General features: G+C 69.4%; 27 protein-coding genes and 5 pseudogenes. 17 read left to right on the top strand and 15 right to left on the bottom strand.

Annotated elements, in window-relative coordinates:
- Positions 1 to 17: 17 nt before the first annotated feature.
- From ACWDEN_RS31295 to ACWDEN_RS31280, 4 genes and pseudogenes are all read left to right on the top strand, one after another.
- Positions 18 to 1,157 (top strand): ricin-type beta-trefoil lectin domain protein, encoded by a 1,140-nt coding sequence (locus tag ACWDEN_RS31295; protein WP_450861169.1) that lies wholly within the window; start codon positions 18 to 20, stop codon positions 1,155 to 1,157.
- A gap of 80 nt (positions 1,158 to 1,237) precedes the next feature.
- Positions 1,238 to 2,266: pseudogene (locus tag ACWDEN_RS31290) on the top strand (endo-1,4-beta-xylanase); the annotation flags it as partial.
- A gap of 62 nt (positions 2,267 to 2,328) precedes the next feature.
- Positions 2,329 to 3,981 carry a glycoside hydrolase family 27 protein gene (locus ACWDEN_RS31285; RefSeq protein WP_450861167.1) on the top strand — a complete coding sequence of 551 codons (1,653 nt, stop codon included), beginning with the start codon at positions 2,329 to 2,331 and terminating at the stop codon, positions 3,979 to 3,981.
- A 141-nt stretch (positions 3,982 to 4,122) separates the two neighbouring features.
- The gene (locus ACWDEN_RS31280) at positions 4,123 to 4,446 is read left to right on the top strand and encodes a CbrC family protein (RefSeq protein WP_450861165.1); all 324 of its coding nucleotides are present in this window, start codon (positions 4,123 to 4,125) and stop codon (positions 4,444 to 4,446) included.
- A 203-nt stretch (positions 4,447 to 4,649) separates the two neighbouring features.
- On the opposite strand, the gene ACWDEN_RS31275 is transcribed toward ACWDEN_RS31280, so the two are convergent.
- Together ACWDEN_RS31275 and ACWDEN_RS31270 are read right to left on the bottom strand one after the other, a co-directional pair.
- Positions 4,650 to 5,018: a hypothetical protein gene (locus ACWDEN_RS31275; protein WP_450861163.1), complete on the bottom strand. Its 369-nt coding sequence runs from the start codon at positions 5,016 to 5,018 to the stop codon at positions 4,650 to 4,652.
- A gap of 229 nt (positions 5,019 to 5,247) precedes the next feature.
- On the bottom strand, positions 5,248 to 5,775 hold the full coding sequence (locus tag ACWDEN_RS31270) for a hypothetical protein (RefSeq protein ID WP_450861161.1): 528 nt from the start codon (positions 5,773 to 5,775) through the stop codon (positions 5,248 to 5,250).
- A 317-nt stretch (positions 5,776 to 6,092) separates the two neighbouring features.
- Between ACWDEN_RS31270 and ACWDEN_RS31265 the strand changes: the two genes are divergently transcribed.
- On the top strand, positions 6,093 to 6,569 hold the full coding sequence (locus ACWDEN_RS31265) for a DUF7919 family protein (protein ID WP_351623384.1): 477 nt from the start codon (positions 6,093 to 6,095) through the stop codon (positions 6,567 to 6,569).
- Positions 6,570 to 6,581: 12 nt separating this feature from the next.
- On the opposite strand, the gene ACWDEN_RS31260 is transcribed toward ACWDEN_RS31265, so the two are convergent.
- The gene (locus tag ACWDEN_RS31260; RefSeq protein ID WP_450861159.1) at positions 6,582 to 7,460 is read right to left on the bottom strand and encodes an IS5 family transposase; all 879 of its coding nucleotides are present in this window, start codon (positions 7,458 to 7,460) and stop codon (positions 6,582 to 6,584) included.
- A gap of 129 nt (positions 7,461 to 7,589) precedes the next feature.
- Here ACWDEN_RS31260 and ACWDEN_RS31255 point away from each other — a divergent pair, with 129 nt between their 5' ends.
- Positions 7,590 to 7,712 (top strand): hypothetical protein, encoded by a 123-nt coding sequence (locus tag ACWDEN_RS31255; protein WP_450861157.1) that lies wholly within the window; start codon positions 7,590 to 7,592, stop codon positions 7,710 to 7,712.
- 229 nt (positions 7,713 to 7,941) lie between these two features.
- Here the strand turns inward: ACWDEN_RS31255 and ACWDEN_RS31250 are convergent, their stop codons facing one another.
- Positions 7,942 to 8,178, bottom strand: a complete 237-nt coding sequence (locus ACWDEN_RS31250) for a chaplin (RefSeq protein ID WP_450861155.1) — start codon at positions 8,176 to 8,178, stop codon at positions 7,942 to 7,944.
- A 463-nt stretch (positions 8,179 to 8,641) separates the two neighbouring features.
- Here ACWDEN_RS31250 and ACWDEN_RS31245 point away from each other — a divergent pair, with 463 nt between their 5' ends.
- Positions 8,642 to 9,820 carry a Cmx/CmrA family chloramphenicol efflux MFS transporter gene (locus ACWDEN_RS31245; protein WP_450861154.1) on the top strand — a complete coding sequence of 393 codons (1,179 nt, stop codon included), beginning with the start codon at positions 8,642 to 8,644 and terminating at the stop codon, positions 9,818 to 9,820.
- Positions 9,817 to 10,826 (top strand): annotated as a pseudogene (locus tag ACWDEN_RS31240) (IS481 family transposase). The gene ACWDEN_RS31245 and the pseudogene ACWDEN_RS31240 overlap by 4 nt, the downstream one beginning before the upstream one ends.
- A 568-nt stretch (positions 10,827 to 11,394) precedes the next feature.
- Here ACWDEN_RS31240 and ACWDEN_RS31235 read toward each other — a convergent pair.
- Together ACWDEN_RS31235 and ACWDEN_RS31230 are read right to left on the bottom strand one after the other, a co-directional pair.
- A complete protein-coding gene (locus ACWDEN_RS31235; protein ID WP_450861152.1) occupies positions 11,395 to 11,700 on the bottom strand; it encodes a hypothetical protein in 306 nt (101 codons plus the stop codon).
- A 408-nt stretch (positions 11,701 to 12,108) separates the two neighbouring features.
- Entirely contained in the window at positions 12,109 to 12,327 is a 219-nt protein-coding gene (locus tag ACWDEN_RS31230) for a hypothetical protein (protein WP_351623371.1), read from the bottom strand.
- Positions 12,328 to 12,365: 38 nt separating this feature from the next.
- Between ACWDEN_RS31230 and ACWDEN_RS31225 the strand changes: the two genes are divergently transcribed.
- Together ACWDEN_RS31225 and ACWDEN_RS31220 are read left to right on the top strand one after the other, a co-directional pair.
- On the top strand, positions 12,366 to 13,007 hold the full coding sequence (locus tag ACWDEN_RS31225) for a carbonic anhydrase (protein WP_351623370.1): 642 nt from the start codon (positions 12,366 to 12,368) through the stop codon (positions 13,005 to 13,007).
- A gap of 115 nt (positions 13,008 to 13,122) precedes the next feature.
- Positions 13,123 to 13,323, top strand: a complete 201-nt coding sequence (locus ACWDEN_RS31220; RefSeq protein ID WP_351623369.1) for a hypothetical protein — start codon at positions 13,123 to 13,125, stop codon at positions 13,321 to 13,323.
- Positions 13,324 to 13,343: 20 nt separating this feature from the next.
- Here the strand turns inward: ACWDEN_RS31220 and ACWDEN_RS31215 are convergent, their stop codons facing one another.
- Both ACWDEN_RS31215 and ACWDEN_RS31210 read right to left on the bottom strand, forming a co-directional pair.
- Entirely contained in the window at positions 13,344 to 14,318 is a 975-nt protein-coding gene (locus tag ACWDEN_RS31215; RefSeq protein WP_450861151.1) for an L-threonylcarbamoyladenylate synthase, read from the bottom strand.
- Between the two features lie 99 nt (positions 14,319 to 14,417).
- Positions 14,418 to 14,846, bottom strand: a complete 429-nt coding sequence (locus tag ACWDEN_RS31210; protein ID WP_450861150.1) for an ATP-binding protein — start codon at positions 14,844 to 14,846, stop codon at positions 14,418 to 14,420.
- Between the two features lie 571 nt (positions 14,847 to 15,417).
- Here ACWDEN_RS31210 and ACWDEN_RS31205 point away from each other — a divergent pair.
- Positions 15,418 to 15,687: pseudogene (locus tag ACWDEN_RS31205) on the top strand (TIGR02391 family protein); the annotation flags it as partial.
- A 63-nt stretch (positions 15,688 to 15,750) separates the two neighbouring features.
- Here ACWDEN_RS31205 and ACWDEN_RS31200 read toward each other — a convergent pair.
- Positions 15,751 to 16,362 carry a hypothetical protein gene (locus tag ACWDEN_RS31200; RefSeq protein ID WP_450861149.1) on the bottom strand — a complete coding sequence of 204 codons (612 nt, stop codon included), beginning with the start codon at positions 16,360 to 16,362 and terminating at the stop codon, positions 15,751 to 15,753.
- Positions 16,363 to 16,987: 625 nt separating this feature from the next.
- Between ACWDEN_RS31200 and ACWDEN_RS31195 the strand changes: the two genes are divergently transcribed.
- Positions 16,988 to 17,167, top strand: a complete 180-nt coding sequence (locus tag ACWDEN_RS31195) for a hypothetical protein (RefSeq protein WP_450861148.1) — start codon at positions 16,988 to 16,990, stop codon at positions 17,165 to 17,167.
- Here the strand turns inward: ACWDEN_RS31195 and ACWDEN_RS31190 are convergent.
- Positions 17,164 to 17,532: a transposase gene (locus ACWDEN_RS31190; RefSeq protein WP_450861191.1), complete on the bottom strand. Its 369-nt coding sequence runs from the start codon at positions 17,530 to 17,532 to the stop codon at positions 17,164 to 17,166. The two genes, ACWDEN_RS31195 and ACWDEN_RS31190, sit on opposite strands and share 4 nt — an antisense overlap.
- Positions 17,533 to 17,624: 92 nt before the next feature.
- Between ACWDEN_RS31190 and ACWDEN_RS31185 the strand changes: the two genes are divergently transcribed.
- Entirely contained in the window at positions 17,625 to 18,170 is a 546-nt protein-coding gene (locus tag ACWDEN_RS31185; RefSeq protein ID WP_450861146.1) for a hypothetical protein, read from the top strand.
- A gap of 25 nt (positions 18,171 to 18,195) precedes the next feature.
- Here ACWDEN_RS31185 and ACWDEN_RS31180 read toward each other — a convergent pair whose 3' ends face one another.
- A complete protein-coding gene (locus ACWDEN_RS31180; RefSeq protein WP_450861144.1) occupies positions 18,196 to 18,633 on the bottom strand; it encodes a hypothetical protein in 438 nt (145 codons plus the stop codon).
- A 112-nt stretch (positions 18,634 to 18,745) separates the two neighbouring features.
- On the opposite strand from ACWDEN_RS31180, the gene ACWDEN_RS31175 reads away from it, so the two are divergent.
- The gene (locus ACWDEN_RS31175; protein WP_450861142.1) at positions 18,746 to 19,405 is read left to right on the top strand and encodes a hypothetical protein; all 660 of its coding nucleotides are present in this window, start codon (positions 18,746 to 18,748) and stop codon (positions 19,403 to 19,405) included.
- A gap of 60 nt (positions 19,406 to 19,465) precedes the next feature.
- Positions 19,466 to 19,750 (top strand): annotated as a pseudogene (locus tag ACWDEN_RS31170) (aminoglycoside adenylyltransferase domain-containing protein); the annotation flags it as partial.
- 267 nt (positions 19,751 to 20,017) lie between these two features.
- Here ACWDEN_RS31170 and ACWDEN_RS31165 read toward each other — a convergent pair.
- Positions 20,018 to 20,536: a transposase domain-containing protein gene (locus ACWDEN_RS31165; protein ID WP_351622872.1), complete on the bottom strand. Its 519-nt coding sequence runs from the start codon at positions 20,534 to 20,536 to the stop codon at positions 20,018 to 20,020.
- A gap of 192 nt (positions 20,537 to 20,728) precedes the next feature.
- A complete protein-coding gene (locus tag ACWDEN_RS31160) occupies positions 20,729 to 21,307 on the bottom strand; it encodes a fasciclin domain-containing protein (RefSeq protein ID WP_450861140.1) in 579 nt (192 codons plus the stop codon).
- Between the two features lie 207 nt (positions 21,308 to 21,514).
- Between ACWDEN_RS31160 and ACWDEN_RS31155 the strand changes: the two genes are divergently transcribed.
- Together ACWDEN_RS31155 and ACWDEN_RS31150 are read left to right on the top strand one after the other, a co-directional pair.
- Positions 21,515 to 22,054 carry a sodium:solute symporter family transporter gene (locus ACWDEN_RS31155; RefSeq protein ID WP_450861138.1) on the top strand — a complete coding sequence of 180 codons (540 nt, stop codon included), beginning with the start codon at positions 21,515 to 21,517 and terminating at the stop codon, positions 22,052 to 22,054.
- A 214-nt stretch (positions 22,055 to 22,268) separates the two neighbouring features.
- A pseudogene (locus tag ACWDEN_RS31150) lies at positions 22,269 to 22,400 on the top strand (replication initiation protein); the annotation flags it as partial.
- A 431-nt stretch (positions 22,401 to 22,831) separates the two neighbouring features.
- Here the strand turns inward: ACWDEN_RS31150 and ACWDEN_RS31145 are convergent.
- Together ACWDEN_RS31145 and ACWDEN_RS31140 are read right to left on the bottom strand one after the other, a co-directional pair.
- Entirely contained in the window at positions 22,832 to 24,124 is a 1,293-nt protein-coding gene (locus ACWDEN_RS31145) for an NRAMP family divalent metal transporter (protein ID WP_450861136.1), read from the bottom strand.
- Entirely contained in the window at positions 24,121 to 25,467 is a 1,347-nt protein-coding gene (locus tag ACWDEN_RS31140; RefSeq protein ID WP_450861134.1) for a magnesium transporter MgtE N-terminal domain-containing protein, read from the bottom strand. Before ACWDEN_RS31140 ends, ACWDEN_RS31145 begins: the two co-directional genes overlap by 4 nt.
- Positions 25,468 to 25,600: the final 133 nt, after the last annotated feature.

Here is a 25,600-nt window from a genome sequence, read left to right as displayed (position 1 = left end):
CCCAGTGAGGAACGCTGATGAAGAAGTACCTGGCGCCCTTGACCGCGGCGCTGACGGCCGCCCTCGGCATGGCCTGGGCACTGCCCGCGGCGGCCGCCACCGGCACCGAGGCGCCGCCCTCCGCCGTCCGGGCCGCCGCCGCGCCCGCCCCCTTGCGGCTGATGCCGTTGGGCGACTCGATCACCTGGGGCGTCGGCAGCCCGTCCGGGAACGGCTACCGGGGCTTTCTGTGGAACGAGCTGTCGGCCGAGGGGCACGCCCTGGACTTCGTCGGCTCGGGTCGCAACGGCACCATGTCCGACCCCGACAACGAAGGCCACTCCGGCTGGCTGATCGACCAGATAACCGGAATCGCGGACTCCGTGCTGGCCGGTTACCGGCCGAACGTGATCACGCTGGAGATCGGGACCAACGATCTGAACGGCAATTACCAGATCCCGACCGCCGCCGACCGGCTTCGTGCGCTCATCGACCGGATCACCGAGGACGCACCCGACGCCACCGTTCTCCTCGGCACCGTGATCATCTCCACCAGCGGCACCGAGGAGGCCAACCGGCCCGCGTTCAACGCCAAGCTCCCCGCGATCGTCCAGGCCGAGCAGGCCGCCGGCAAACACGTACGCCTGGTGGACATGAGCGCGTTGACCACCGCGGACCTCTCCGACCCCTTCCACCCCAACGACAACGGCTACCGCAAGATGGCGGACGCCTTCAACGCCGGGGTCCAGGCCGCTGACGCGGCAGGCTGGATCAAGCCGCCGGTTCCCGCCGGCGGGCAGGTGCGCTCCGGAATCGCGGGGAAGTGCCTGGACGTCAACGGTGGCAACAGCGCCAACGGGACCGCCGCGCAGATCTGGTCCTGCAACGGCTCCGCCGCGCAGTGGTGGTCCGCGCGCTCCGACGGCACCTTGCGGGCGCTCGGGAAGTGCCTCGACGCCACGGGCGGTGGTACCGCCAACGGCACCAAGATCGAGATGTGGGACTGCAACGGCGGCAGCAACCAGCAATGGCAGGCGTACAACGGCGGTTACCGCAATCCGGTCTCCGGCCGCTGTCTCGACGACCCCGGCGCATCCACCACCGACGGTACGCAACTGGTGCTGTGGGACTGCAACGGCGGCGCCAACCAGAAGTGGACCGCTCTGCCGGTCTCCTGAGCCCGTGACCCGACTGCACCGCAGCACTGTCTCGCGGTCGGTGTCTCACCCCCCCACACACACAAGGAGAATGATCCTCCATGTCCTGGCTCAACGAGGTGCTCCCTCTCCGCAAGGTCCTCGCCCCGGCCACCGGTCTGACGGTCGGTACGGTGCTGGCCCTGGCCGGGACGGCGGCACCCGCGGCACATGCGGCCTCCGGCACGCTGGGCTCGGCCGCGGCGGGCAGCGGCCGCTACTGCGGCACGGCCGTGGCAGCCGGGAAGCTCGGCGACCCGACGTACTCCACGATTCTCGACCGGGAGTTCAGCATGATCACCCCGGAGAACGAGATGAAGTGGGACACCACCGAACCGTCCCGCGGCACCTTCAACTTCGGCCCGGCCGACTCGATCGTCGTCCACGCCTCCGCGCACGGGCAGCGGATGCGCGGCCACACCCTGGTGTGGCACTCGCAACTTCCCGCCTGGGTCAGGTCGATCACCGACGCGAACACGCTGCGCAGCGTGATGAAGAACCACATCACCACCGAGATGAGCCACTTCAAGGGCAAGATCTACGCCTGGGACGTGGTCAACGAGGCCTTCGCCGACGGCTCCTCCCAGCACCGCAGCTCGGTCTTCCAGAACGTGCTGGGCAACGGCTTCATCGAGGAGGCGTTCCGCACCGCGCGGGCCGCCGATCCCTCGGCCAAGCTCTGCTACAACGACTACAACATCGAGAACTGGACCGACGCCAAGACTCAGGGCGTCTACGCCATGGTCAAGGACTTCAAGTCCCGCGGTGTGCCCATCGACTGCGTCGGCTTCCAGAGCCACTTCGGCGCCGGCGGCCCGCCGGCCGGCTTCCGGACCACCCTGGCCAACTTCGCCGCGCTCGGCGTGGACGTCCAGATCACCGAACTCGACATCGCCCAGGCCTCACCGACCGCCTACGCCAACACCGTGCAGGCGTGCATGAACGTCGCCCGCTGCACCGGCATCACCGTGTGGGGGATCAGGGACAGTGACTCGTGGCGGACGGGGGAGAACCCGCTGCTGTTCGACGCGCGCGGCAACAAGAAGCCGGCCTACGACGCGGTCCTGTCCGCGCTGGCGCGACGTCGAGGTTCGCGATGAAGGGCGCTGAACTCATGTCCGTTCGTCCAACTGAGCACAGGAGCCAAGGACTTATGACCATGACCACGGTGAGAGCCAGACGCCTCCGACCGCTGCCCCCGTTGCTGTCCCTGGGCAAAACCCTGGTACTCACCTTCTCGGCCGTGCTGCTCACCGTGGTCGCCCCCCTGCTCCCCCTGGGCACGGCGCAGCCCGCCGCAGCGTTGGGCAACGGGCTCGCCCTGACGCCGCAGATGGGCTTCAACGACTGGAACGCGTACGGCTGCAATGTCTCCGAGTCGCTGATCAAGTCCACCGCTCAGGCGATGCACACCAACGGCATGCAGGCGGCGGGCTACTCGTACGTCAACATCGACGACTGCTGGATGACCCACAGCCGCGATTCCGGTGGCCACCTGGTGCCGGATCCGGCCAAGTTCCCCGACGGCATCAAGGGCACCGCGGACTACGTGCACGCGCTGGGGCTGAAGCTGGGAATCTACGAGGACGCGGGCACCGCGACCTGTGCGGGGTATCCGGGCAGCCTGGGGCACGAGACCACGGACGCGCAGTCGTTCGCGTCGTGGGGTGTGGACTATCTGAAGTACGACAACTGCAACAACACCGGGGTGCCGGCACAAACCCGGTACACCGCGATGCGGGACGCCCTGGCCGCCACCGGCCGGCCGATCCTGTTCAGCCTGTGCAACTGGGGCCAGGAGAACGTGTGGACCTGGGGCGCGGGTGTGGGCAACAGCTGGCGCACCACCGGGGACATCAGCCCCAGCTACTCCAGCATGCTGTCGATCTTCCACAGCAACGTGGGACTGGCCTCCTACGCCGGTCCCGGCCACTGGAACGACCCGGACATGCTGGAGATCGGCAACGGCTCGATGACGGCCACCGAGAACCGCAGCGAGTTCAGCCTGTGGGCGGAGATGGCCGCTCCGCTGATCACGGGCACCAACATTCCCTCGGCCAGTTCCGACACCTTGTCCACCCTGACCAACTCCCGGGTGATCGCGGTCGACCAGGACCCCCTCGGCAAACAGGGCACCATGGTGTCGTCCTCGGGCGGCCTGGACGTGCTGGCCAAGCCGCTGGCGAACGGGGACGTGTCGGTGGCCCTGTTCAACGAGACGGGCTCGACGGCCACCATCACCACCACCGCGGCCGCGATCGGGAAGACTGGGGCGTCCGCCTATACCCTGACCGACCTGTGGTCGGGCGCGTCCTCGACCACCTCCGGCACCATCAGCGCCTCGGTGCCGGCCCACGGCACGGTGATGTACCGGGTCGCGGGCGGCACCAGCAGCGGCGGCGGCACCAGCGTGACCGGTGAGCTGCACGCGGTGGGTGCGGGCAAATGCCTGGACGTACCGAACTCCACCACGACCGCCGGCACCCAGGTGGAGGTCTGGAGCTGCAACGGCGGGGCCAACCAGACATGGACGCATTCCACCTCCGACCAGCTCACCGTCTACTCCGGCAGCGCCCAGATGTGTCTGGACGCCTACAACAACCAGACCACCCCCGGGACGAAGGTGGAGGTCTGGCCGTGCAACGGCCAGACCAACCAGCAGTGGACGCTGAACTCCAACGGCACCGTCACAGGCGTCCAGTCCGGCCTGTGCCTGGATGTCACCGGAGCGGCCACCGCCGACGGAACCCTCGCCGAGCTGTGGACCTGCAACGGCGGCAGCAATCAGCAGTGGACACTGGGATGAGTCCCCCGCCGTGTGGCGGCACCGCCACAGAGAGAGGAGATCGAGGGCGCTCGCAGCGCGGCCGGGTGCTGGCGTGGAATCGCGGGCTGCCAAGCTGCGGAGGACCTGGATCCGATCATCCGGCAGCCAGAGCAGTGGCTGATGAGGCGCTGCAGACGAGGAGTCCGCCTGCGCGGGGGCGGCGTCATCCTGCAGGCGCGGTGCTCCTCAGATGTTCCCGCAGCCACTGCTCGGTGTCCGAACTCGCGATTCGAAGGCGAATTCACCGATGCCTGCGGGCTCGACGGCGTCAGCGAGGAGACCCTGGAGCAGGTCAGCCACCGCACCCCCGGCTTGCACGCCTGGCAGGATCCGCACTGGCTTACCCACTGCAACGACGCAGCCGCCTTCATCGGCGAGGTCGGATACACCGAACTGAGGCCCACCCCGAGGCACTCGACCAGCTCCGACTCGACCTGCGCATGAGCGGATGGCACGACGCGTCCCAGCTCGAGGACTTCCTGATCGACCTCGGGCAAGGCGCAAGCGCCATGCTCTTCCGGTGCACCATCTGCGGCACCTACCTCGCCTACGCCGACGCTTCATGGCCACGGCCGAGCTCAGCACGCACCTGTCCCTTCAAAGGATCCGCACCCATCGGAGCCTGGACCCACGGCACTCGTCAGTCGTCACTCCGAGGGGCAGTTGTCCCACAGCTGGGAGAGCTCCCGGGGGATTCCGACGCAGCCGCCGCTGAACGGGGCGGCGCTGTGGCGGTAACCCCAGGGCCGGCCGCCCCGGAGGATGAAGTACTTGCGCGCACTGCCGTCATCCTGGATGCCGACCTGCTCCTGGGGCGTCGCGCCCGGGGTGAGTTCGAAGGCGGTCGCGGCGTACCGCGTGTCCCCGCACTGCCCGTAAAGGAACTGGCCCGGGCGCGGCTTGATGTGGTGGAAATGGGCGTTGTGGCTGGTGTACGCCCGGGTGACCGCCGTCTTGACCGCCGCGGTCGCGATCAGGTTCCGGCATCCGGTGGTCTTCGCAGACGCAGCCGTCACTGTCTGACCATCGCCTGCAGACGCGGTGGCCGCCGGCTGAGCCCCGTCCGGAGCCGCTGCAGCCGAACCGCCCGCATGAACCGAACCAGCCCCGGAACCAGTACCGGTACTACCGCACGCGCCGAGCAGAAACGCGGCGGACAACGCGAGAGCGGCCGAAGCCATCGCGCGAGGCATAGTGGAACGCAACAGAGCTGAGCGGCGGAGCAGGCCCGCTGCCCGCAGCGGATCAGGTGGCCGCTTCGGAGGGTTCGCCGCGCAGGAGGTCGGGGCGGGCATCGGCCATGGCGAAGGCCCGCGTGAGCCCGGTCGCGAGCGTGTCGTCGATGCGGTAGCGCCGTACTCGTTCGTCCCGCTGGAGCAGGGGGCCAGCGCCGTCCGGACCGACACGGCGCTGCACCGTCTTTACACTGGTCAGCGTGCCGCCGCCGATCCGTGAGGGCGGGATCGGGACCGTCGGATGGCTGGCGAAATAGTGCTGGACGTCCTCGTACGAGGCGTACCCACCCACCTCGGTGACCCGGCGCAGTACCGCCGGGGCTCCGGGCATCAGCGACGCGATCATCTGGAAGAGCGTCCGATCGCTCCAGCCGTCCCCGATGTCGTCACTGCTCAGGTCCTGCGGGTCGGGCCGGGGCTCCACGGCCGGGGCCTCCGGCCAGTCGGCCGGGGGCACGGGACGCAGCCCGTAGGCGGCCTGGATGGCGGCAATCGCCTGTTCGTAGGTGTCCGTCTCAGTGTCGATCGTCAGCCGCACGAGGCCCCCCTACGTCATTCCTGCCGGCCATCCTTCCTCACGGCTGTTGTGACGTTGCGCGATTGGTGGCCAGTCAGCCGCCGAACGCCGCAGGCCAGGCAACCGTTGATTTCTGCTTGGCCAGAACGTTGCACGGTAGTTGGCCCGTCGAGGCCCCGGGATCGCTGCTACAGCGGAGAAACCGGGCGCTTCCCTCCCGCACCGAAGGATGCAGGCCAAGTCCTGAATATGATGCTTATGACTCGCTGCGTTAGGCCCTGTCCGATGGGTCGTGGCTCGCTTGGGCGTCAAGGAAGCGGTGCGGCGATGATGTGCGGGTGTTCTACGAAGATCTCAGCGAGTACGACTACCAGGACGAGGATGCGTTCACGGACAGGGAGTCGGGCTTCTACGCGCTCTGGTACCGCCCGGCGTACACCCGCCTGAGCGTTGGGTGGTTGGAAGCCGGCAAGCCGTACTCGACGGGACCGGTCCCCACCGCGTTTGTGGAGAAGCTGAAGGCTGTTCAGCAGGTCCAGTGGATGAATGTCTGTCTCGGGGTGCACGAATGCGACCTGTGCCTTGAGGAGAAGGCTCCGGAAGGGAACGGGGAGGTTCGGATCCCGGGCGAGCCTGGGGTCGCCTATGCCGCTCCGTTCCTGATCACGCACTACGTCACCGATCATGGTTACCGACCGCCGCAGGTCTTCATCGACGCCGTGCTCGCCGTCGATCTCGACGCGTGGGCCGCCGCGCGATGGCCCAACGTCCCCTTCCCCTGGGTCCCGGATGACGCCGAACGCATGCTGGAGTAGGCCCGAGCGAACCTACGTACGCAGCCAGAGCCGGATCGAGGCGACGGTGACCGTCCCGTGAAAGACATAGGCTCTCTTGTCGTAACGAGTCGCGACCGCACGGAAGATCTTTAGCCGGTTGATCGTCCGTTCCACTTCGTTGCGGCGCCGGTAGATCTCTCTGTCGAACCCGGTCGGACGGCCGCCCTTACTGCCGCGCCGCCGACGGTTGGCACGCTGGTCCCTGGGCTCCGGGATCGTGTGCTTGATCTGGCGCCGCAGATAGCGACGGTTGCGGCGCGACGAATAGGCTTTGTCGCCGCCAAGGTGATCGGGCCGAGTGCGTGGGTGTCCGCCGGTCGGCCGCGGAACCCGGATCTGTTCCAGTACGGGGATCAATTGTGGGGCATCGCCCCACTGGCCGGGAGTGATGACGAAGGCGAGGGGGCGACGTCCACCCTCGCCCGCCACATGAATCTTGCAGGTCAGGCCGCCTCTGGAACGATCCAAGGCCTCGTCTGTCCGGTGCCGGACCGGCGTGCTTCGTCTGCCGGGAACGCTCGGTGGGCGGGAGTGAGCACCTGCCGCATGCTGGTGAGCCCGGCAGGAGGTGGAGTCCACGCTGACCATGCTCCAGTCGATCCGGCCCTCGGCATCGGCGTCGGCCTGGACGGTCCGCAGGATCCTCTCCCACGTGCCGTCTGCTGACCACCTGCGATGACGGTCATGAACCGTCTTCCATATCCCGAAACGGGACGGCACATCCCGCCACGGCAGGCCAGTCCGCTGCCGGAACGGAATCCCGTTGATCACCCGGCGGTGGCACTGCCATCGTCCACCCCGTCCCGCCCTCCTCGGCAGATGTGGTTCCAGCCGAGCCCATTCGTCATCCGAAAGATCACCCCGCCCCACAACGACCGAAACGATCCACCAGGGGGCGGGTCACGCGACCCATCGGACACGGCCTAGGGGAGGGTGATCGCGACCGCCGCGCCGAGCGGCGCACCCGCGTTGCCCGGACACCCGAGAAGGGGGCCATGCATGACCAGCACTCCTGAAGAAGAGCCGACCGCCACGAGCGAGCAGGATGAGCGCACCGGTGAGCCGGAGACCGCAGCAGACGGTGTGATTCCCGACCTTCCGGATCCCATCGAGTTCAGGTGACGTCTCAGGGATCTCCGTTTGAAGGGCTTCCGGCCTTGATGCTGGCTGAGCCCCTAAGGTGTGTCCGGTGGAGCGGGTACTTGCCCACCGGACACGCTCCAGCCCTGCGGAGCCGGACGGAGCTTCGGTTTGGCCACGCATCCGTCCGGTCCATCCAATGACCCGTTCGGCGGGCGACCCGATCCGCGCCGGGAGCGCCCGCCCCGAAGCGGCTCCGGGCGGTCCCGCGTCAGTCGATGACGCAGACGTTGCCGCTCGCCGGGTTCAGCAGGCCGACGATGGCGATGGTGTTGCCGCACACGTTGATCGGCACCTGGATCGGCACCTGGATCACATTGCCGGAGACGACGCCGGGCGAGCCCACCACTGCCCCTTTGGCCCCAGCGTCGGCGAAGGCAGCCCCGGAGCTTCCGAGGATGGCTGCCGCAGCCGGAGTGCAGGCGGCGACGGTCGTACGGATACGCATTCCCTCCCATGGATGGTGATCTCGAACCGGCGGAGCCAGTGGGCAGAACTGCCCGAGGAGCGCCGGCCGCACGGGAGAAGATCTCCGGCTCGGCCCGGTACAAACGGCTCAGGCACCCGGTCTCACCGAACCGTTGACAACCTCGATTCGCGCAGTACAAAGGCCAGTTGAGCAGTCGACCCACCGGACACCCTCTAGGTGTTGCGGGACATGACGTTGGTGGCACCGGTCGACGCCAGTGAAACCGGGGTGCCTCGGCAGGCTTCGGTCGGGTAGCGTGCGGACCATGTCGAGTCCTGAGTCAGACAGGTTGGGGGCTTTCGGTCACGCCGTCAGCCCCCTGAACCACTGAGCTCACAGCCTGTTATCGCGCCGCGTTCTGCGGTCGGACAAGTGCGCCCTTGGGGCTGGCCGCGGTGACGAGATGACCTTCTCGTGCCTCTCCTCACCTCGGAGCCACTCGATGCCTTTTCCGCTGTACCTGCTTGCCCTGGCGGTCTTCGCCATGGGCACCTCAGAGTTCATGCTCGCCGGCCTCCTGCCGGACATCGCCTCAGGCCTCGGCGTCACCGTCGGGACAGCGGGCACGCTCACCTCGGCGTACGCGATCGGCATGATCGTCGGTGCCCCGCTCATGGCCGCACTTGCCCGCAAGCTGCCCGGACGATCGAGCCTGCTCGGGTTCGTCCTCGTGTTCCTGTCAGCCCACGTCTTGGGCGCCGCCACCGATAGCTTCGCGGTCCTGTTCGCGACCCGGGTCATCGCGGCACTCGCGAACGCCGGGTTCCTCGCCGTCGCTCTGACGATCGCCGCCACACTGGTCCCTACGGACCAGAAGGGGCGCGCGCTCGCCGTGCTGCTGTCGGGCACCACGGTGGCCATGGTCGCCGGCGTCCCCGCGGGATCGGTGCTGGGCACCCAGCTCGGCTGGCGGGCCACGTTCTGGGCCGTCGCCGCGCTCTGCCTGCCCGCAGCCATCGGCGTCCTCACCGGCATCCCGGCGCGCCGTGGACAGAAGGGCGCAGCTGAGGGGCCGCCCCTGCGAGCGGAGCTCGCACAGCTTGGGGGTCTGCGGTTGCTCGTGGTCGTGCTGCTCGGCGCGCTGGTGAACGCGGCGACCTTCGCCGGCATCACGTTCCTTGCCCCGGTCGTGACCGGCACCGCCGGGCTGGGCGAGCTGTGGATCTCCGTCGCCCTGGTGCTTTTTGGCGTCGGCTCGTTCATCGGCGTCACCGTCGCCGGACGGCTGTCCGACCAGCACCCCGGCCTGGTCCTCGCCGCTGGCGGCCCGCTACTGCTCATCGGCTGGCCTGCCTTGGCGGTGCTGGCTGACCGGCCGGTCGCACTGCTCGTTCTCGTGTTCGTCCAGGGTGCGCTGTCGTTCGCGGTGGGCAGCACCCTGATCACGCGGATCCTCTACGAGGCGGCCGGGGCCCCCACCATGGCTGGCTCCTACGCGACCGCGGCACTCAACATCGGCGCCGCCGTCGGACCGCTCATCGCCGCAACCACCCTGACCACTGCGGTCGGGGACCTCGGGCCGTTGTGGGTGAGTGGGCTTCTCGTCGCGGTCGGGCTGCTCATCGCGGTCCCCTTGCGCACAGTAGTCGTGGCCGGCCGGGGCAGCGAGGTGCTCCGGTGACGCATGCAAACGCCCCATTGACCGTCGAGGGACGCCGCAGGCTCATCGAACGCTGCCGCACCCGTCCGATTGCTCACGTCGCCGCCGAGGCCAGCGTCTCCCGGGCCTGCCTGTCCAAGTGGCAGAACCGGTAAGCACCTACGGCGAGACAGGGCTGAGGGACCGCTCCAGTGTTCCGCACCCCTCACCGACCCAGACCCCGCCCGAGATCGTCGAACGGATCGAGCGACTGCGGCGGAATCACAAGTGGTCCGCTCGCAGGATCACGCTCGAACTCACGGGCCAGGGTGTGCGGATCAGCGAACGCACCGTGGGCCGGTGGCTGGAACGCCTGGGCATCAACCACCGCCGGTTCCTCGACCCCGACGGGTCTGCCAACCGGCGCCCACCCAAACGGATCGTGGCCCGCTACCCGGGCCACATGGTGCACCTGGACGTCAAGAAGGTCGGACGCATCCCCGACGGCGGCGGATGGCGGGCCCACGGCCGCGATTCCGAACAAGCCAGGGCCGCCCAGCGTGCGAAGACCGCCGGTGCCAGAGGCGGGTACGTCTACCTGCACTCCGCCGTCGACGGGTTCTCCCGCCTGGCCCATACGGAGCCCCTCCCCGACGAGAAGGCTGCCACCACCGCGGCGTTCCTCAGCCGCGCCTGCACGTTCTTCGCCGCCCACGGCATCCACCGGATCGTCCGTGTGGTCACCGACAACGGCGCCAACTACCGCGCCGCGGTCTTCACGCGCTCCCTGACCTCCCGAGCCTCCCACCACCAGCGGACCAGGCCCTACACGCCCCGGCACAACGGCAAGGTCGAGCGGTACCAGCGCATCCTCGCCGAAGAGCTGCTCTACGCCCGTCACTGGGTCTCGGAGGAGGAACGGGCCCGGGCGATCGCGGTCTGGAACGTCCATTACAACTACCACCAGCCCCACACCACAGCCGACAACCGTCCTCCAGCCTCACGCCTCCGCAGGAGCATTACCAACGTCATGGCCAGCAACATCTAGGCGCCGCGGGCTTTCGTCCGGAGCCAGGACCGTGCCCACTCGTCTGCGGGCGATCGCCCAACTCGGAGAGCGCGGGAAAGCCCGCCAGATCCTGGACCGGACAGATCACCTCAGCCTCAGACGCCTTCCACAACGCTGTCCATCGCCGCCCCCAGCCCGAGCCCGTATCCAGACGAGCAGCCGCCTCCGCATCGACGGCGTAGCAGGTGGCGAGGTCATCCAGAGTGCAGCTGTGCGACCACACCGGTGCCGACTCCGCAGCAGCCGTACGAACGGGAGCCTTCATGCACCCAGCACAGCCCGAGCAAGCAGCACCCCATACCACTTCCCGCAAATTCCCGCAGGTGGGAGAACCGACCGCTACCCTGCGGGCCAACAGCACCGCGCAGAAAGGCCAACTGACACCGCTCATGGGCCGGATGAAGCGCTCGTGAGCGCAGTGGGCAGAGCCTGCACCCGCGCCCGCCCGGCATCCAAGGGCGTGTCAGCGGACGCCGCGAGGCGTGAAGGCGGCGCCCGCTCGCCGTCACCACCACGCGCCGCAGCGCCCCGGCCATCTGCTGGTCACTCAACCTGACCCGCCGTCGCGTGGCGGGTGCGCAGAGGTCTCACGTGTTGGCAGAATGCTCTGGTGCAGCCTCTGCCGGTTCCCTGCCCCGCGCACCTCATCCCGGATGCCACCGGCACCGACGCCTTCCACGACGTCTACCGCGACGCCATGGCGCACAACGCCGTATTCGTCGCCATCGAATCCGAAAAGCGCCAGCGGTGGACCGTGAAGGCGGACACCCTCACCGCCGGCTCCGGCGACGCGGTCGCCGATACCGTCAACGAGGCAATCCGGGACGCGATCAGCCGCCTGATCCACAGCCATGAGGTCGACCTGGACGCCTACACAGGGCCGGTCTACTTCATGATGCACGGCGTCGTAGCGAAGAACGCGCCCGTGAACTCGCGGCCGCACTCCACGCCGCCCTCTACGGCAACCTGGAACCCCTGGCCCGCGCCGTCCCTCCCGCACCCTGACGCGCACGCAACCCCCACGGCCGGCACCTCTGCGCACGAGGCGCACGGGCACGGGGCGGCTGCACCGCTGGGAGAACGGTGCAGCCGGGCGGGCGGTCCCGCAGGATCCGCACACTCCGCGGGAGGTGCGGGCGCCGCCGGAGAATCGGTCCCGCCGCACCGCCCGTCCGGGTGGTCATCCCGCGGCCCATTCGGTGGCGGCCGGCTGCGGCACGCCAGCTGCGCACCATCGGTTCCCCGAACAGCTCATAGAGGCTCACCTGGGCAGGTCACGCACCACGACGGAGACCACCGCGAGGAGCACGGTGGCCACCGCGATGGCGACTATCACCGCCCGTCCGTTCCCCGACGCCAGCCGGTCCGTCGCGCGTTCATGCGCGCCGGCATCGTTGTGACGGTCCGGCCAGGGCGGGAGCCAGTACACCTCCAGCGAGGCCGCAAGGGGCTGCGCATCGCCGCCGTTGTGAGCATCCACGCACTGCCAACGAACGGTCCGGCTCGTAGGCTGCGGCCATGACAGAGATCCACACCCCGACGCCCCGCGACGCCTTCGAGCTGCTGCTGGCCGGCAACCGGCGCTTCGTCGCCGGTACCCCTGAGCACCCCAACCAGGACGCCGCCCGCCGCGCCGAGACCGCCCCGTCCCAGCAGCCCTTCGCCGTGCTGTTCGGGTGCTCCGACTCCCGGCTGGCCGCCGAGATCATCTTCGACCGCGGCCTGGGCGACCTGTTCGTGGTACGCACCGCAGGCCACGTCATGGGCCCGGAGGTGCTGGGCAGCATCGAGTTCGGCGTGGACGTGCTGGGCTGCCCGCTGGTCGTGGTCCTCGGCCACGACTCGTGCGGCGCGGTCGGCGCCGCGTGCGCTGCCCTGGAGAACGGCATGACACCGGCCGGGTACGTCCGGGACGTCGTGGAGCGGGTGACCCCCAGCGTGCTGGCCGCGCGGGCCGCCGGACAGGTCGAGCCCGATCAGATCCTCGCCGAGCACATAAGGCACACCGCCGACCTGCTCCTGGACCGCTCCCGGGTCCTCGCCGACAAGGTCGCCGCCGGGCAGGCCGCCGTGGTGGGCCTGCGCTACCGCCTGGCCGACGGCAGCGCGCAGCTCGTCGCCGCCCGCGGCCTCGACGCCACAGTCCCCGCCGCGTCCTGACCGCCCCGGCCGTGGCTGCTCAGCGTGAATTGCCGCGGCCGCAGGACACGCCTATATAAGTGGAGGAGGAACCCATCGGGTTCACCGCTTGATCATCCACGGGAGGGGGCGCCCGATGGCTCACGGAGCCGAATACGCGCCCGGCACCGTCCCCCGCGCCGACCTGGCGCGGGCCGCGGGCTGCGAGGTGTGCCGGGGATGGGGAACGGTCGTCACCGACGAGGGGCGGCACGAGCTGTGCCTGGACTGCCAGAGCGGTGGGCGCCCGGCCGACCCCGTCACGCATCCGCCCGGCCCCCGTCCCCGGGAGCAGTAAAGGCACGGCGTCGGTGCCGGTCACACGGTGGGCCGGGGCCCCGCGGCGCGGCGCAGCCGGTTGGCGATCGCCAGTCCCAGCCCCTCCTCCACCGGCAACGAGGCCACGATGAGGTCGCACCCCTGCTGGTCCAGCTCACGCAGGAACCCGTACAGCCCGCGGGCGTAGGCGCCCATCGAAGACGGGACCGTCACCACGGCGTGCGCCTTCACCGGGGTGCCGGCGAAGGAGGCAGGCAGAAAGACGCCCACCCGGTGCCCCAGCTCCTGCGCCCGCTCCGCCTCGGCGACGACATGCTCCGGCTCGACGAGGACGACCCGCGCACGCGGAGCGTAGTGCGACGGATGCTGCCCCGGCACCCGGACGCGGCTGGTGGCAGGGACAGTGACCGGGCGCCCCAGCACCGCTTCGAGGTCCTCGCGCGTCACCCCGCCCGGCCGGAGAATGCTCGGGATCTCGCCGGTGACGTCGACGATCGTCGACTCGACACCGACCTCGCAGGGGCCACCGTCCAGCACGAAGTCGACCCCATCGCCGAGCTCGGCACGGACATGGTCCGCCGTGGTCGGGCTGACCTGGCCGAAGCGGTTGGCGGAGGGGGCCGTGACACCGCCGCCGAAGGCCGCCAGCAGCGCCAGTGCGACGGGGTGGTCGGGCACGCGCACCGCCACCGTCTCCAAGCCGCCGGTCGCCTCCAGGGGCACCCGGCGACCGCGCTGCAGGACCAGCGTGAGCGGCCCCGGCCAGAAGTGCTCGGCCAGCAGGCGCGCCGCCTGGGGCACGTCCTTCACCCAGTCGTCCAGATGCTCCGCGCCGCCGATGTGGACGATCAGCGGGTGGGAGGGCGGACGTCCCTTGACCTGGAAGATGCGCGAGACCGCAGTGGGATTCTCGGCGTTGGCGCCCAGACCGTAGACGGTCTCGGTCGGGAGGGCCACCAGCCCTCCGGCGCGCAGCACCTCGGCCGCCTTCTCGATGTCATTGGTCCTTGCCATCACCCGGCCCATCCTAGGAGCACAACGGACCGGCGACGGCCATGATCGATCTCAGTGCCAACCACGGTTCCTCACCAGTCGTCGAGGCCGCTGACGGCCTCAGCGGTGGCGGCCCGAGATGTCACCGCCGGGGTCGTCGGCGAGCATCACCGACCCGACCGTGCGCTTACCGACCGGCTCCCGGTGCACCTCGATCTCCTGACACACGGCCACGACGATCTCCAGGCCGTGCTGGCCCACCCGGCCGGGATCGGCGGCCTGGGCCACCGGAGGCACCGGTTCACTGTCCCAGACCGTGATCTTGATGGTGCCGCCGTGCACTTCCAGATCGAGCAGGCACGGCCCGGGCGCGTGCTCGCAGGCGTTGGTGATCAGCTGCACCATGCCCATCGCCCGGCCGGAGACCGAAAGACCGTGCTCTGCCTGCACACGCGCCAGGAAGCCGCGGGCGAGGTGGCTGGCGGCGGCGATGTCGGCGGGGCCGCCCTCGTACGCCGCCGACGCGGTCACCAGCGGCCTGAGGACCACCGATGCGTGGTCTCGGTTCGGGCAGCCTCATCCATGGTCACCGCCCTCTGCCTGAGCGTATTGGCCGTACGCAACGCGCCTACCCCCAAACCCTCCGTGCAGGCACGCCGCGCGGCCCCTCACTGGACCGGCTCTATCGCACCCCACGCGGCCCTGTACGGGGACCTGGAGCCTTTGGCCCGTGCCCGTCCCTCCCCGCCCTGACGGGCATGCGCAACGCCCCGCCTGGACCCGTCGGCGGGTCGCCGTAGTAGGTCGTAGTTGGCGGCTCCGGAACCCGCCCGAGGCGCTCCACCTGCGGATACGCAGCTCACGTCATGGTCTCGGCGCTTCCGCCAGTAACCGTGCACATCCGCCAACTACCGCGCACGGTCACAGGTGGTGGAGATCAGATGCAGGGAGCGCTCGCCGACGGCGGCCTCTGTCCACAGGATCGCTCCGGTGGAGTGCTTCAGCCACGTGATCATTCTGGCCGTCCGGTGCTTCCCGGCACAGCAACGGGGCGACACATCACGACAGGGCGAACGTAGCTTGACGCGGCACTAGTAAGGTCGCGCGCCGGGACGCCACCGAGACCGCCCTGTTCCAGAGCGTGTTCTCCAAAGACGATCCCAAGCCGGGACAGCCGCGGCTGCGGCTGATGCCCGACGGCGGCAGCGACACCTTCCGCAGTGTTCAGCGCGGCGCCGCTGCCTTCGCCGAGGGTTGCTATACCGGCATCAGAAACCCCAACAGCAACGAGGGCGGCCTGCGGGAACTGCCCAAGCACGCGGCGCTGGAACAGCTCGCGGCATTCAGCGTGCTGGCCCGCTGGGTCGACACCGCCGCCCTCACCACCTGAGAGCGCGGCCCTCGATCTCTGCTGCACTGATCGGCCGCATCGGCCACCGCTGCGAGGCGCGCCTCAGTACAGGGGCCAGGCCGAACGCGGGGTGTGAAGTCGTGCCTGGGTGGCACCGGTGCGCTCGAGCTCTGCGACGAGGACGGTCAGGACGACGCGCGCAAGCATCGGCATGACCCCGTCCTTGGCGTCCAGGGTCAGTGTCAGCTTCGTCTCGTCGACCCAGGTGCAGTTCGCGTAGTAAGGCGCGGTGGCGATCTGGTCGGCGGCGGGTACGCGGCCGTCTTCGGTGGCTTGGCCGATCGAGGGGGCGGCGGCTCGCAGCGCCGCGACGGCCGCCTGCGGGTCGCAGTCGGTGACCGCGACGCACCATACCTGGTCGGCAAGGACCTCGTAGTCCTCGCATCTGATGGTGGTGATCGGCAGTGTGTCGGGGTCGACGGTGATGCCGCCGGGCTGGCTCAAGGAGGTCGCGGCTCGGCGCATCCACGCGGCGGTGCAGGTATCGTGCGCCTCAAGGTAGGCCTGCGCGATTCGCCAAGGCGCGTCCAGGGCGCCGAGTTCGGCTGCCTCGGCGAATCGCTCCTCTGCGCCGTCGCGGTCGCCCGCGGCCAGCAGTTCGCGGCCGTGCTGGAGGGCGGCCTCGCCGTCGGGGCCGAGCTGTTGATCATCCATAGCATCATCCCTACCAGTCAGCTCGGGCTGGTGGGCCGTTTCCCAGGGATGGACACCAGCAGTGGGTGAGCCGGTCGACGCCTACAGGTCAGTCTCACCGTGCGTCTCCGCCCCCTCCACGCGCGGTGGTGCTCGCGCCGGAGGGCTGGCCGGGCTCGTCTCCTCGTCGAGCTCGCCCTCGATGAGACCGCTGCCGGCACGAGCCTGACATCCCCCAGCCGCACCCCACCGCACATACGCCCGGCTCACTGTGGTTTGCCCCCGCCTGGTTGGCCTGTCGCTGTGTTCTGCTGCGCGGGCGAGTCTTCTGCCACGGCTGGCCGGCGCCCCATGGAAGCACTGCGCTCCGCTCCGGCGCCCGCCGGGCTGGGAAGCCGCGCCAGACGGACGATCACCCGCAAGAGGCGTACATCCGTTGACGCGAAGATCCCGTCGTAAGGGAGCGCGGGGCATGAGACTCTCGCAGTCGATGGGACGGTGCCCGGCACTCGGCGCTCGAGGCAAGGCCCGTCTGATTGCCTCGAAACTGACCGGCAGCTCGACCAGGCGTCCGGGCCGGAGAGGCTGGCGTTCTCGAACGGCTGCGCTGCCGCCGGAATGTCCGGCGCGGAACTGAGGGGCCTACATGACCGATGTGCTCACCCACCCCGAGGCGGCACAGCTCGTCGACGCGCTGGTGGCCGCCCAGGGAGGCCTCGTCGCCTACGGGCTCGGCGCGTCCGGCTGGCAGGTGGCCGTCGCTGCGGGCGCGCGCCTCGCGGCTGAGCTTGACTCTGTCGGGGATCTTGAAGCGGTGGAGGTCTAACTGCCCAGCGTTCGCCATGACTTCGACCGGGGGATGCCGTGCTGGTCCAGGAAGGTCTTGAAGGCGTTCGGAGGTCTCGGCGAAGAGGGTCCCTCAGTCGCGGGCTGACTGCTGAGGCGTTCGATGTTCACGGCGATGGCCCTGAGTACGTGTTGCAGATGGGCTTTCGGCTGTCCTCGGTAGCGGCAGTGGCGCATGCCGTGTCCGTGAGCGAACTCGTTGATGGTGCCCTCGACTCCGGAACGCACCGCGTAGCGGGCCTTCCAGTCAGGGGTCTGCTGCTCGGCGCGGACGCGGAGCTGCAGGTCGCGGAGTTCTCGTGGGGGAAGCCCACGGTCCGGGCGCTGTCGGCGGTGGTGGTGCACCGGGTGCGGACCGGGCAGGGGCGGCACTGGTTCTTGGTGAACCGGGCCACGATCAGCGGGGCGGCGGTGGGCGAGGACGTCGGGTAGGGGCCGTGCCAGCCGGCGCTGACCTGACCCTGGGGGCAGGTGACCTGCCGGCGGTCGAAGTCGATGTGGAAATCGTCGCGGTCGAAGCCGTCGTTCTTGCGGTGCTGGCGGGTGGGATTGCCCGGCAGTGGGCCGTTGAGGGTGATCTGCTGTTCGCGCTGGGCTCGTTCCAGGTGGACCAGGGAGGTGTAGCCGCCGTCGACCAGGTGCTCGGCAGGCAGCAGCCCCCGGCGCGCCAGGCGGGCGTGGATACCGGGCAGGGCCTGGCCGTCGTTCGTGGCGGCCGAGGTGGTGGCCACATCCGTGATCACGTTGACGCCGCCAGAGGCACACGTCTCGGTGACATGCGCGGCGAACCCCTTCCAGCTGATGATGTGCCCGTGGCGGACGTAGCGCGCCGTGGTGTCGTAAGGGGAGACGACCGCCGAGGAGGAGGGCGGCAGCCCACCGTCGTCGGCGGTGCGCCAGCGCAGGCGGCCTGCCGCGTCGCGGTAGTAGTTCTGCACGACGATCTGGCCCGCAGGGCCTCGGCCTGCGGGCCGGGCCGGTAGCCGGTTCCCTGCTGATGGAGGAGTTTCAGCAGTCGGCAGGCGTCGTCGCCGGCGGCCAGGCGCCCTGGAAGGGCCCTCCGACCTCCTCCACCTCTTCATCACCGTCGGCCAGTACAAGGCCCAGTGCCAGGACCAGCTCGGCGCCACGCACGAGGCCCAGATCCTGCAGCTCATCGCACAGGCTGCGGGCGTGGCCGCCACCGCGCAGAAGAACGCGGCCGAGGCGGGCAAGGCTGCAGCCGCCGCTGCCAAGGCCGCAGACGAAGCTGCCGGCTACGCCAAGCAGGCCGACCAGGCGGCCAAGGACGCCAAGAAGTACGCCACGCAGGCCGACGGCTATGCCACGCAGGCCGAACAGTCCGCCAAGGACGCAGCGGCCTCGGCCACCACTGCCCGCAACGCCCAGCAGGACGCCGAGAACGCAGCTGCCGCGGCCGTAACCTCCGCCGCCCAGGCCCAGCACTCGGCCCACCGCCGCACGCGGCTCCGCCGACTCGGCCTGGACATCCGCCCAGCAAGCCCGCACCTCAGCCCTGGCCGCCGGCAAGGACGCCACCGCCGCCGACCAGGCGGCAATGGAAGCGCAGCGCCCCGCAGTCACCAAACTGCAGCAAGAGCAGGCGCAGTTTCGGCAGTGGTTGGAGAAACACAAGAGCGATCAAAAGGCTGACGACGGCAGCTGGGTACCCAGCTGGCTGAAGGACACCGTCTACACGATCGGCGACTACGGGCAGGCGATCCTCAGTAATCCTGACATCTGGGCAGGTCTGATCCAGACCGGTGCCGACATCTGGGGAACGGGCCAGGGCGGCGAAGTCGTCTTCGGAGGCGCAGAACTCTGCCTGAGCGGCTTCGGCTGCCTGGTGGGCGCACCGGCCATCGCCGGAGGCATCGTGATAGCGGGCGCAGGGATTTACGAAATCACCGATGGCATCAGCCGATTCAACAACGGCCTCGGACAAGCCCTACGCGAGGCTGAGGAAAGAAGACCTGTTGAGGGCACGTGCCCCCAGTGCTTCGTCGCCGGCACCAAAGTGCACATGGCCGGCGCCTCCACGGAGAACATCGAGAACATCAGGGCAGGCGACAAGGTCGTCGCGACCAACGCACTCACCGGGAAGACCGCGCCGCACAAGGTCACCCGTCTGATCGTCACCGACGGCGACCGCGACTGGCAGCAGCCGGTGTGTGGACTGACCGCGCGGCGCTGCGTGCCTATTCCCACGGGAACCTGAGCGAGTACTGGCTCCCGTTGCTCGACAAGCTCCGCGCCGGAGGGCACGGTTGCCGCCTGGCCGAGTGAGCGGGCCGAGTGGGTAACCGAGTGGTTCGTGCTGGGTGTCTCGCGCCTGCATCATCTGCTGGCCAGCGATCGGCTCACGTCCAAGGGCGGCGCTGGACAGTACGCTCTGACCACGTTCGGTGAGCGCTGGCATCCGATCGTCAACGAAGCCCTGCACATCCGCACCGGCTCTGCGGTAACGTCCCCTGCCTACGACGCTGTGCCAGCCGCACGCGAGCGGCAGACCACCGCGTTCGCCGAGATGGTCGTCGAGGCAGGCTTGGGGATCAATCCCTAGCCGCCGACTGCGCGAGCTACTTCACGCCCCTGGCCGTGGTCAAGCTCAGGAGCCAGCAATGGGTGGCCGGCACTCGAGTTGGCCCGGGCCGAGTGAACGCGGCAGGCGGCCGACCAGGGTTACTTCCTTGGTGCGGCAGCCGGCGAGTTCTGCGTCCAGTACCGCATGGCTGCCCACCTCCACCAATGCAGCCATCCAACCTGCGGAAACGCGCTCCTGCCTGACCCGCGGCCGCTGCCCGGACGTCCGAAGGCGGCCGCGTTGGCTTCAGTGTCCGCGACGTCCCAGCGGGTCCCGTCCACCGCCAGCAGCCGCAACCCGCGCCAGAAAGCGCCGGGAGCCGCCTCGGTGGCCATCGGCTTGGCCGTCGCGGCGAACAGCACACGAAAGAAATGGTTCACGGCCCAGCCGCTGCCGGGCTCGAAACAACGAGGACTTCGCCGGCACATGCCAGCCGCCCAGCAGCCCCTGACCTCGCAGACCCTCCACCAGGTGCCGCATCACTTCCAGATACGGAGCCGGAGAGAACAGCGCCAGCCCCAGCACGAAATACACCACCAGCCGGGCCGGCAGCAGACGCCTACGGCGCTCCGCACGACCACAGGCGGCCACCACACGATCCACCAACCCCGGCGGATACACCCGGGTCAGCAGCCCTAACCCCGATAACTCACCGACATCCGTAGACACCCGAACCACCCCCGGGGCACCACACAGCAGCGTCCCCCCTGACACGACCCTGATTAACTCGCACAGGGTGATCCGGGCAAACAGCTCAACCAGCACGCCAAAGACGGCATGTCACACCGTCATACAAGGTGGCTCCCGATCACGTTGCCGGAAGCAGGCCGTCGCCCTCGACGACCGATACGTGAGCTGGCACGAAGAGATCACCGCCACGGGCGGGAAGCTGCGGGAGGGAACTCCCGTTCCCGAGTCCGCAACGGGTCGCCCCGCGCCGTGAACGAGAGCCGTGAGTCAGGACGGGGGCTGGAGAACTGTGTCAATGACGTAGATGGTGGCGTTCGCGGCCGCGATGTTGCCGCAGACGATGTTCGCCTTGCCGTTGACCTTGAAGTGGGTGCCTGAGCCCGACGTGGTCAGTTTGCTGCCTTCCATCGTCGTGAAGGAGCCGTTGGAGAGTTCGTTCGGGGTGATCTGCTTGTCGACGACGTGGTAGGTCAGCACCTTCTTCAGCTGCCCCTGATTGCTGAGGAGCGAGGCAAGCTGCGACACGGTCACCTTCTGGAAGGCCTTGTCGTTGGGAGCGAAGATGGTGACCTGGGGACTCCCGTCGAGGGTGCCGCTCAGCTTTGCTCTGACCGCGGCTGAGACCAGGTGACTGAGCTGTGGATATGCGGCCGCAGCCTCTACGACCTTGTCCTTGGCCGTGGTGGCCTTCTGGGAGAGCGCCGAACAGCCGGGACCGAACGTTCCCGACGGGCTGGGAGACGCATCCTGTGCGTGACTCTGCGACGCCAGACCTCCCAGCGCGAGAGGGATGGCGACCAGAGCTGCCGCGGTGGCCTTTGCCGTACGCATGCTGGTGAACCTCATCGCAACCTTCCTCCCACGGAGGCGTGAACACTGCAGAGGTTTGGAATGCGGACGTCTTCGTTTCCGCTGGGCCGGGTGGGGCGGCTGCTGCGCCACGGCCTTGGGCCATCGTCACCCGGCCACTCAGCGAGCGTATCCAGCCCGTGCCGGTGACCGCATCCCGAAGCCCGGACGCGGAGAACCCCGCCCTGCTGGACCTGCGCCGCCGTGCTGTGGACCGCTCATCCGCGCCACCGTCCCGGTCGCCTGCATCCGCAGCTCACCGTCGTGCTGGGCCTTGCCGTGATGCCGCACATGATCATGCAGATCAACTCCGGTGCCGACGGCGCGGCCGCTCGCCGTGCCACCCGGTACGTCATCACGGTGATCAGCGTCTTCTGCCTGCTCGTGGCGATCGCCGGGCTGGGCGCGGCCGCGGTGGTCGGCGACCGCACCATCACCGCGGTCGACCCGAAGGGACAGATGTCGCTGCTGCTGGCCGGCGGACTGGAAGGGGGCACCTCGAGCGCTGCGGGGAGCGCGCTGTTCACGGCTGTGGCGTGCGCGGTGTTCGTCGCCGTCCTCGGGGTGGTCGCCGGTGCCACGCTCTCGACGGCCGCTGCGTTGGCCCACGACGTCCACGTGCACACAGCACGCCGCGGCCGGCTCAGGGAAGTCAGCGAGGTCCGGTCGGCTCGCTGGTCCGGGGTGTCGGCGTCGGCGTCCTCAGCATCGTCCTCGCTGTCCTTTCGCAGGGCTACAACGTGAACTTCCTGTCCTCCCTCGCACTCGCTGTCGCGGCCTCCTCGGTACTGCCCGTCGTCGTCCACACCCTCTTCTGGCAGACCCCGGTACCCGCCCGCCCTGCAACGACCAGCTCAACCGCCTGCCCCTAGCAGACCAGCATGCAGCCCGGATGACCATGCCCAGTAATGCCGCCGGGTCGGGCGTGCCAGGTCGGCGGAGTGGTTTTGGATTGGAGTTGCTTCGGCGCGCCACCAAACGCGCCGAGATCGCGACGGGAGCACTCGACCGCTCCCTCAAGTTCGCCACCGAACTCGCCCAGTTCGACATCAGCGACCACGCCCGCCGCCTCATTCGAACCGCCTGGTCCCGGTTGGGCCACAGCAGCTGACGGGCCGCGCTGATCTATCAGCACATGACCAGCGAACGGGACCGGGCCATCGCCGACCGGCCCGGCGCCGTGTTTTGGGGCGGCGGGGGAGCGGCCTCAGCCTCGTCCGAGACGAACGTGCCGGCCCATAGTCGCACGCGTGTGGCACGACCCCTGGAACGCCGAAGGCCCAGCCTGGGAGGAAATCCCTCCTGAGCTGGCCCTTCTCTCTGTGCCCCCGGCAGGATTCGAACCTGCGACACCCGCTTTAGGAGTGGGATCGAATCCTTGCTGGGGAGTGCTCGACGCTGCTGGGCGATGCTATTTCCCCTGGTCAGCAGCGAAGCGGCTGCGTACTCGATCTCGCGCATGACACCCTGTGCCGGACAGTCCGTTCACGCATCGCGTACGCACGAAGCCCGCGTCGGGGGTCAGCCGAGGCCGAACCAGCCGAGGATGGTCTGGACGAGCAGGATGGTGGACATGCCCGCGACGCCGATGACCACGACGGTGGCGCCGATCCGGTAGCGGGGGCCGTTGGCCGCCGCGCCGAGCACCGAGCGGCGGTTGGTCAGGACCAGAAGGTAGACCAGCACGATGGGGCTGATCAGGCCCTGGAGGACCTGGGTGCCGATGAGCAGCTGGATGACGTTCACCGGGGTCATGGCGACGACCGCGCCGAGCACGATCTGGGCGGTGAACAGGCCCAGGAAGAGCGGTGCGTCGCGGAAGCTGCGGGAGACGGAGCGTTCCACTCCGGCGGCCTCGCCGACGGCGTAGCTGGCGGAGAGCGGGACGACGGCACCGGCGAGCGCGGAGGCACCGATCAGGCCCACGGCGAAGAGGAGTTCGGCGTTCTGGCCGGCGACCGGTTCGAGGGCTTGTGCAGCCTGGGCCGCTGAGTCCAGCGGGCCGGTGCCGCCTATCGCGGCGGCGGTGGCGATGATGATCGTCAGGCTGATGATGCAGGCGAACACCGCACCGATCACGGCGTCCAGCTTGATGAGCCGGTAGTCCTCGGGTTTGGCGCCCCGGTCGACGACGCCTGCGGCGGCGTAGAACTGCATGTACGGGCTGACGGTCGTGCCGATCAGGGCGACCGCGAGGAGGATGAAGCTCTTGTTGGGCTCGATGTGCGGGACGACGAGGTGCTTGCCGACCTCGCCCCATTGGGGGTGGCCCAGGATCATCGCGATGGGGTAGGCGAAGAACGCCAGCGACATGATGAGGAAGATGCGTTCTGCCCACCGGTAGGAGCCGAACAGGACCAGCGACCAGAGCAGGATCGCGGTCGGCGGGATGACCGCCCACTTTGGTACGCCGAGCAGTTCGAAGGCGGCACCGATGCCCGCGAACTCGCTGACGACCAGGCCCGTGTTGGCCAGCAGGAGACAGAACACCGCAAGTGCGGTCAGGCGGAGGCTGAACTGCTCGCGGATCAGCGCCCCGAGACCCTTGCCGGTGTGCGCGCCGAGGCGGACGGCCATCTCCTGGACCATGACCAGGGCGATGGTGACCAGCACCATGAAGAACAGCGTGCCGTAGGTGTATTGAGACCCGGCGGAGGCGTAGGTGGCGATGCCTGCGGCGTCGTTGCCGGCGTTCGCGGCGACCAGACCGGGACCGGCGATGGCAGCGATCATCGCGAGACGGCCCAGGCCCCGCCGCCGCGTGGCGAGGGCGGCGGGGGAGGTGGCCGTTGTGGTGTCCAGGTCGCTGGTCACTGCAGGAACCTCCGGAAGTGCAGACGCCCGCGCTCGGGCAGCAGGTAGTCGAGCAGGTCGTCGGCGAGGATCCGGCCGAGGGGCCGGTCGGTGTCGTCGACCACCAGAAGTGAGGTGGCGCGGGAGTCGACCAGCTGGTCGGCGGCCTCGCCGAGGGGGGTGTCGGGGCGGACGGTGGCTGGCGGGCCGAACTGGGATCGCCAGGTCACCAGGTCGGCCATCGGGGTGGTGTCCTCGGCGACGGCCAGGTCGAACAGGGGGAGGTCGCACAGCAGCCGGCCGTTGTCGTCCACGACGGCGATCGCGTCGATCTCGGTGCGGTGCTCGGCCTGTTCGGCCAGCTGTGCCCGCACTTTGGCGACGGTCTCGTCCGGGCGGGAGGTGATCAGCAGTGTGGTCATGGCGCCGCCGGAGGTGCCCTCGCGGTGGGTCAGCAGCCGTCGCAGCTCCGCGGCCTCGCCGCTCGGCATGCGGGACAGCAGGGCCTCGCGCTCCTCGCGGGTGAGGTCGCGCAGGGCATCGGTGGCCTCGTCGGGCTCCATCTCGTCGACGAGGCGGGCGGCGTGCTCCGGCTGGGCCTCGCGCAGCAGGTTCTCCAGCTCGTGCGGTTCCATCTCCTCCAGCGCGTCGGCGGCCTGCTCCGGTTCCAGCCAGCCCAGCAGCTGCTGGCGTTCGTTGCGGCCGAGGTCTTCGAGGATGTCGGCGAGGTCGGCCGGGCGCAGCCGCTGCAGGGCGGCCCGGGAGGCGCGCAGCCGGACCTCCGGCGGGCCCTCGGTGGCCTGTTCGGCGAAGGGTGCGACGGCCTGCCAGTCCAGGACCCGCTCCGGGGTCGGCCGGGCCTGCCGGCGGCGCGGGCCGAGCCGGCGCAGCAGAGTCGGCAGGGAGACGTCCACGCCGACCAGCACGATCTGGCCGACCAGGGGCGCGAGATACAGGTCGGCGGCCCGGGTGACCTGGACGCCGTCCACGTCGACGAGCTGGTGGTCAAGGATGTCCTTGGCCAGCAGCACCTCGCCGGGGCGGCGGGAGAAGTCGCGCAGGTCGACGCGGGCGGTGCGCAGCTGTACGTGACCTGCCTGCACCTTGCCGATCGCGTCCGCGGCCACGAAGGTCTGCCGGCGGCCGATGCGCAGGATCAGCCCGGTGACCGGGGGGTACGGCTCCGTGCCGTACAGCCGGGCGACCACGTCGACGACGCGGCCGACCTCCTCGCCCGCCTGGTTGGTGACCGGTCCGCCGATCAGGCCGGCCAGCGAGACGAGGGAGGTGCGGACGGCTTTGGTGGCGGTGGCACGGCGTTCGAGGTGGACCCGGCGGTTGCGGAACCGAGCCTTGGTGGACATGAGCAGAGTGTGGGCAGCCAAGGTGAACACCTCCTTGCCCCGTCACGACGGGGCAGCGGGCGGCCCTCGGCGGTGCTCTTCCTCCCCGTACCGGCCGGTGACAGGTACGCCAGGACATACGCAGGCACGCCTG

The sequence above is a fragment of the Streptomyces sp. NPDC001153 genome, assembly GCF_053598315.1.
This window is presented reverse-complemented; position numbering and strand designations above follow the sequence as displayed.